This window comes from Paenibacillus marchantiophytorum (genome assembly GCF_014640555.1).
Taxonomy (GTDB): Bacteria; Bacillota; Bacilli; order Paenibacillales; family NBRC-103111; genus Paenibacillus_E; species Paenibacillus_E marchantiophytorum.
Map to the genome: position 1 here is coordinate 1 of NZ_BMHE01000098.1, position 6,192 is coordinate 6,192.

Sequence of the window (6,192 nt, forward strand, 5' to 3'; positions counted from 1 at the left end):
TGGGGTTGGGGTTGGGGTTGGGGTTGGGGTTGGGGTTGGGGTTGGGGTTGGGGTTGGGGTTGGGTGTGCGTGTGGGCGCGGGTGCAGGCGTATGTGAATGTGCACATTGGCGGCGTTTTCGGACTTTCCAGACCTATAAACGGACAGTAAGCACGCCAGCACATAAGAAAAAACCTAGCCTGGCGGCTAGGTCATCAAGTCAAGTCAAGTCAATCCAAGTCAACGAACCTTGGGGCAAGCCCGAACCCCTAACGAACTCAATATCCTTTATTCGCTCAAAATCGCCCATTCTGAAAATCTAATGAACCCCAGAAGCTCTATTACAAGCAAACGACCACCTTTCCGCCTAAAATCTGCTCGATAGCGTCAATTCAGTTCATTAAATCTCCAAAGTAGCCAATTTCTCCTGTATAAGCATCCTACAGTTCATTAGGCCTTCTGAAACCGAAAACCGCCACAGCAAAGAAGTCTGCGGTGGACGCCAATTAAATAAGGGGTAAACTTCGCTCACCCTAAAACATATAAATTCTTATATATTCAAAAAAAAGACACTCTATCACGCCTGAAAAGGAATGATTAGAATGCCTTTTTTTCATCATTACTGAAAAAAAACAATACCCATTAAACCTGAGGAAACAATCACGAGAAAGGGATGCAGCTTGAATTTAATAATTCCGAAAAAAGCGCCCACCGTTATGAGAACCGTTGCAATGCGATCCCACGAAATTTGCAGATCTGCTGTTCCCCAACCTGCTAAGCCGAAATGAATGGCGGCAAAAATAATAAATCCTGTAACGACTGGTTTCAATCCATAAAAAGACGATTTAAACCATTTATTCGTATGCCATTTGTACAGGAATGCCGCTAGCAAAATGATCAGCAACAAGGATGGCAGCACCATGCCGAACGTAGCCGCGATTGCTCCGGGTACTCCGGCTATTTGCAGCCCGACCAAAGTTGCGCTATTCGTCGCGATTGGCCCCGGGCCAGTTCCTGCTAGTGTGATAACCTGATTAAACGCCTCCGCTGACAGCCAATTCTGCTCGACCACCTCGCGCTGAATCACTGGCATCATGGCATAGCCGCCGCCAAAGGAGACTAATCCAATTTTAAAAAAAGTTACAAATAAACTCAGAAGCATATGCTCACCTCATTCCTTAAATCCCATCTGCGAAGTAGTAATATTCTGTCGTAATTGATTTGCTTACAGTCTTCCTTTCCTTGGGAGCAAGCGGGTCCTTCATCCCCCATCTTTCTTTTAAATAGACAGCAAGCAAGCCTAGAATTAAACCGAATAGAATCATTACAATCGGAGAAACGGGAATAAATAATAAGATAGCAACTGTGCTGGCTGCGGCAAAAAGCGTAATTTTATCGATAATGGAGGATTTCGCCATCTTGTACGCGGCTGCAGCAATGAGCCCGACAACAGCAGCGTGGATGCCTTCCATAATCGCTTGCATTTTGGGATAGCTTTGCAGAAATGCATACACAATGCTTAGCAGGAGAACAATGAAAAAGGTAGGAAGTGTAATGCCGATGACGGCTGCTACTGCTCCTCTAACTCCTGCTAGATGATACCCGACTAACGCTGATACATTCACACCTACGCCGCCTGGGGCAGCCCCAGAAATGGTCATCAGCTCCGCCATCTCATCGTCGGACATCCACTGATTCGTAACGACCACTTCTCTCTGAATGGCTGGCAGCATAGCGTAGCCACCTCCAAAGGTCAGTGGACTAATACGAAGGAATGTCCAGAAAATACGTACTAGTTGATCTAATTGTTTTAATGGCATGTTGGTTGACCTCCTCTGCACTTAAATCTATTTTGAACTAAAGATGAGGAACTGTCCAATCAATTAATTTAATCTATTATCAGAATTATCCTTATAATGCCGGATGAATGGCTATATCAATTCCTATCATCCCGATTAACACTGTAAGTTTAATTTATTTTGGATGAAAGGTAAGGTTTTATCTGTCAGGGGGTAATGACTGCCTATGAACACCTTACATCCCACTGAAGGAGTGATATTTCATGAGCAAAATGATACAAGCCTACTTCCATACGGAGAATCAAGCTGAAGACGCGAAGGTATTGCTGCTCAAGTACAATCCAGACAAGTTGGAAGTCGGCCGCTTGCCGGAAGGCTACACGGGCAACGGCCGTGTGCTCCTTCCACTCGTTGATGGCGTCGGAACCGGTACGGCTGTTAACCCGACTAATGGTGTCGGAGTTGTTGGCGTCATGCCTGTGGTCGGGGCGCTGGATTCACAAAGATATCTGGAAGAAGATGAGGATAGCCTCCAATACGTGCTCTCCGCCAAAGTCAGCGATGCGGATTACTTGGGAGCCGTTGATCTGCTCCGACGCAATCATGCTCATTTGGAGAAGCTGGACGAATAGACGAGAAGAAACCTTGATCCCGCTTTAATGGGATCAAGGTTTCTTGTAAAATTATACTTCCGCGGATGCGAATACTGGACGATTTGTCACAAATAGAGTATCGTAGTTCCTTCAACCAATGCACGTACTGCCGCATCATCCAAGTTAGACGGCACGCTGCCGTTTCTTCATCGCGTAGTTCGTTAAATAAACCCCAATGACAATCCAAATTGCCCCCAAGAGATGATACAACTGCAGCGATTCCCCCGTAAAAACGGTGGCAAATACCGCACTAAATAGCGGAATTAAATTCAAAAATCCTGCGCAGCGCTGAGGCCCTACCAGTTCTATCGCCCGATTCCAGCTCAGAAAAGAAACGATCGAAGCGAACAATCCGATGTAAAGGAGGCCTGAGGCAAGGGACAGATTCCATTCAACTTCCGGCAGCCTAATCGACCACTCGATAAGGGATAATGGAATCATCAGCACTAACGCCGTAGCGACTTGCATGAGCAGGAAGGCACTGGAGGGAAAGCGGCCAGCCATTTTCTTCATGCCAACCGAATACAATCCCCAGCAGATGACAGCCCCGATCATAAATAAATCACCTTTATTAAACGAAAGATGGAGCAAGGCAGATAGGCTGCCTCGGCTAATAATCCAACTAACGCCAGCCATCGAGATCAGGATACCTGGCAAAGCCGACCACGCCAAGCGCTCTTTCATCATGAACCAAGTCAGCAGCACCACAATGATAGGTGTCGCAGAATTCATCAAGGACGCATTGATGGAGCCTGTATATTGTACTGCGACATAAGTTAACGTATTAAACCCGGCAATTCCCGTCAGTGACAGGAACAGCACCATTTTCCAAGTATGCAGAAAAGCCTTGCGCAGCTCCCACACTTGCTTGCCAAAGAAAGGCAGCAGAAAACAAAAAGCAAGCGTCCAGCGCAGCGTAGCCAAGGTAATAGGCGGAATATGCAGAACAAGCGCTTTACCTGCAACGAAATTCCCTCCCCAAATACAAGTTGCAAGCACTAGCAGCAGGTAGGGGGAACGTTTTAACATAACTATCCAAACTCCTTTATTCGCAAGATCTGATTTGTCCATAATACCATATCACGTCAGCCTAAAGTGGATAGTTTTGTAGCTACGGAATGATTCGTTGAAGACTTATACTTGTAAAAACATTGACAGCTAGATTTCCTACCCCTTACTATGTCTAAGTAGTTGTACGCAGGTCATTCAAATTCCGGACACCGTACTCGTAGCGGTTCCTGGTTTCTCAGCCTAGGAACAGCTAACGACTTTGGTGACCGGAGGTGAAAGCATAGATGATTAGAACACTTTCAACAGATATGGAATTATTCGCGGCGGCGCTTTCGCAAGCCATCGTCGTTGTCATCCAGCGAACAGCCGATGATATACCCGTTTTCGTCACTTCAGGAGTCATCACCAAATATACCCCCTATGATGTCAGCATCGGAGAAACCAGCTTTCTACGGGATGAGACTGAGCTGCGAATTGAATTCCATCCTCAATCGTAGTGGATTTCACAGTAAGAACCCAGTGGAATCAGCTCATTCAAATACTGATACATGCGTTCCTTATCACGATCCGGTACTAGTCGGATAGCATGAAAGTCAAAATGAATCATGCTTTCTGCCGCATCATATTTCGCGAAAGATAATCGACCATAAGGAAATAATTGATTGATCATTTCGATAATTCTGTACTGGTTCAAATCCCTGCGTTTGGCAGTTTGAATGATAGCAAGCGGTATCTCGTTCAACAGAGGTACCCCATCGTCCGCCACCAAATGATACGGTTTGATCTGGTAACAAACATAAGGATATAAGTAACCGCTTGCATACTTCTTCAACAAATTAGCTTCCTTCTCCGGCAGATGCAATTGTCCATTCCAAGCGTAGATCGTTGCTTTATGCTTGGAAGGCGTATGAATTCGGATATAGCTCAGTTGTGGAAAACGGTTTTTCACTTGCTGTTCGGATAATAGACGAGTTCCCACTCAAATCACCTCTCCTCACAAATTGCCCTTCTCTTACAGCATATGCCAAAAAAAGAGTCAGCTCTCCTTTCTCTCAAAAAGGAAACTGACTCTCACTTTGCTCATTCTTCCGGTATGGATAAACCTAGCCCCTCTGCAATACGAATACCGTATTCAGGATCTGCTTGATAGAAATGACCAATCTGTCTGCGTTTGATTTCATCACTCTCGACTGGCTGCATAGCGCCCACGATAGTTTGAACCAGTCGGGTTCGCTCCTCTTCACTGAGCAAACGGTATAAATCCCCTGGCTGAGTGTAATGATCATTGTGATCATACGCCACACTATCCGCAGCGCCGCCGACTTCGTAAGGACTCGTTTTATGGGCTGCCGATTCGGCAGGTCCACCGGCACTGTTCGGTTCATAATAAACAGAACCTCCGCCATTATTGTCCGCTCGCATTTGACCATCCCGTTGGTACGTATTCACTTCACTATGCGGCCGATTAATCGGCAAGGACTGATGATTGGCACCTACCCTGTAGCGGTGGGCATCCCCATATGCGAATAAGCGGCCTTGCAGCATTTTATCCGGAGAAGCTTCAATCCCTGGCACGAAAGTGCCCGGCGAGAAAGTGGCTTGCTCAACTTCTGCAAAGTAGTTCTCCGGGTTCCGATCCAGCACCATACGACCAACTTCAATGAGCGGATAATCTTTCTGCGACCACACCTTCGTTACATCAAATGGGTCAAAACGATACGAATCTGCATCCTCAAGCGGCATGATCTGCACAGACAATTTCCATGAAGGGAAATCCCCTTGATCAATCGCATGAAACAAATCTTCCGTATGATAATCCGGATTATCCGCAGCGAGCTTCGCCGCCACCTCCGGGGCTAAGTTCTGCACGCCTTGTTCCGTTTTAAAATGATACTTCACCCAGACGCCTTGCCCTTCGGCATTGACCCATTTGAACGTGTGACTGCCGAACCCGTGCATATGCCTAAGCGTTGCAGGAAGTCCTCTGTCCGACATCAGAATTGTCACTTGATGCAGCGATTCAGGTGATAGCGACCAGAAATCCCAAACGGCATTCGGATTTTTCAAATGCGTCTGCGGATGACGCTTCTGCGTATGGATAAAGTCAGGAAACTTGATGGCATCACGGATGAAAAAGACAGGCGTATTATTGCCAACCAAGTCATAATTGCCTTCATCTGTATAAAATTTCACCGCAAAGCCGCGTGGGTCTCGCACGGTGTCTGACGAACCATTTTCGCCTGCAACGGTTGAAAATCGAACAAACAGCGGTGTCCGTTTGCCAACCTCCGCGAACAAACTAGCTTTCGTATACGACGTCAAATCCTGCGTCACTTCAAAATACCCGTGAGCGCCAGCCCCCTTCGCATGTACGACCCGCTCCGGCACACGTTCCCGGTTGAAATGGGCCAACTTCTCTAAGAGATGGACGTCCTGAATTAACGTCGGACCTCGCGAACCTGCGGTTATCGAGTTTTGATTATCTCCGACTGGAGCTCCCCAACTCGTTGTAAGTTTTTTCTTGTCCTCGCTCATAATCGACTCACCTCATCATTGGAATAGTAAAGCTGCTGCTCCGCCGTGGAGCGCTCTCATTCGCTCCACAGCGCACAAATGTGACAACCCTGTATGTCCCTATTCCATAAGTATTCGAGAACCTGTCTTGTTATGATACTCGGAACAAGTTTGGCTTGGGTGGCGGGGGGGCGGGGGGGCGGGGGGGCGGGGGGGCGGGGGGGCGGGGGGGCGGG

Annotated in this window: 7 protein-coding genes; 2 read left to right on the top strand and 5 right to left on the bottom strand. The window is 47.2% G+C overall.

The features are described from left to right. Positions 1-598: 598 nt before the first annotated feature. Complete coding sequence (locus IEY34_RS35690; RefSeq protein ID WP_189020955.1) at positions 599-1,141, bottom strand: chromate transporter; 543 nt, start codon at positions 1,139-1,141, stop codon at positions 599-601. A gap of 16 nt (positions 1,142-1,157) precedes the next feature. Beyond that, the gene (locus tag IEY34_RS35695; protein ID WP_189020957.1) at positions 1,158-1,799 is read right to left on the bottom strand and encodes a chromate transporter; all 642 of its coding nucleotides are present in this window, start codon (positions 1,797-1,799) and stop codon (positions 1,158-1,160) included. A gap of 242 nt (positions 1,800-2,041) precedes the next feature. Here IEY34_RS35695 and IEY34_RS35700 point away from each other — a divergent pair, with 242 nt between their 5' ends. After that, a complete protein-coding gene (locus IEY34_RS35700) occupies positions 2,042-2,410 on the top strand; it encodes a hypothetical protein (protein WP_189020959.1) in 369 nt (122 codons plus the stop codon). 144 nt (positions 2,411-2,554) lie between these two features. Here the strand turns inward: IEY34_RS35700 and IEY34_RS35705 are convergent, their stop codons facing one another. Further along, positions 2,555-3,460, bottom strand: coding sequence for a DMT family transporter (locus IEY34_RS35705; protein WP_189020961.1), 906 nt, complete (start codon positions 3,458-3,460; stop codon positions 2,555-2,557). Positions 3,461-3,726: 266 nt separating this feature from the next. On the opposite strand from IEY34_RS35705, the gene IEY34_RS35710 reads away from it, so the two are divergent. Beyond that, entirely contained in the window at positions 3,727-3,939 is a 213-nt protein-coding gene (locus IEY34_RS35710; RefSeq protein ID WP_189020963.1) for a hypothetical protein, read from the top strand. Here IEY34_RS35710 and IEY34_RS35715 read toward each other — a convergent pair. Together IEY34_RS35715 and katA are read right to left on the bottom strand one after the other, a co-directional pair. After that, positions 3,930-4,421 carry a hypothetical protein gene (locus IEY34_RS35715; RefSeq protein WP_189020965.1) on the bottom strand — a complete coding sequence of 164 codons (492 nt, stop codon included), beginning with the start codon at positions 4,419-4,421 and terminating at the stop codon, positions 3,930-3,932. The genes IEY34_RS35710 and IEY34_RS35715 overlap by 10 nt on opposite strands. Before the next feature lie 101 nt (positions 4,422-4,522). Then, positions 4,523-5,977 carry a catalase KatA gene (gene katA, locus IEY34_RS35720; protein ID WP_189020967.1) on the bottom strand — a complete coding sequence of 485 codons (1,455 nt, stop codon included), beginning with the start codon at positions 5,975-5,977 and terminating at the stop codon, positions 4,523-4,525. Positions 5,978-6,192: the final 215 nt, after the last annotated feature.

What these genes read in the sequence shown, in the direction of transcription:
- IEY34_RS35690 (WP_189020955.1), bottom strand. Translation starts at nt 1,141, where the DNA reads ATGCTTCTGAGTTTATTTGTAACTTTTTTTAAAATTGGATTAGTCTCC.
- IEY34_RS35695 (WP_189020957.1), bottom strand. Translation starts at nt 1,799, where the DNA reads ATGCCATTAAAACAATTAGATCAACTAGTACGTATTTTCTGGACATTC.
- IEY34_RS35700 (WP_189020959.1), top strand. Translation starts at nt 2,042, where the DNA reads ATGAGCAAAATGATACAAGCCTACTTCCATACGGAGAATCAAGCTGAA.
- IEY34_RS35705 (WP_189020961.1), bottom strand. Translation starts at nt 3,460, where the DNA reads ATGTTAAAACGTTCCCCCTACCTGCTGCTAGTGCTTGCAACTTGTATT.
- IEY34_RS35710 (WP_189020963.1), top strand. Translation starts at nt 3,727, where the DNA reads ATGATTAGAACACTTTCAACAGATATGGAATTATTCGCGGCGGCGCTT.
- katA (WP_189020967.1), bottom strand. Translation starts at nt 5,977, where the DNA reads ATGAGCGAGGACAAGAAAAAACTTACAACGAGTTGGGGAGCTCCAGTC.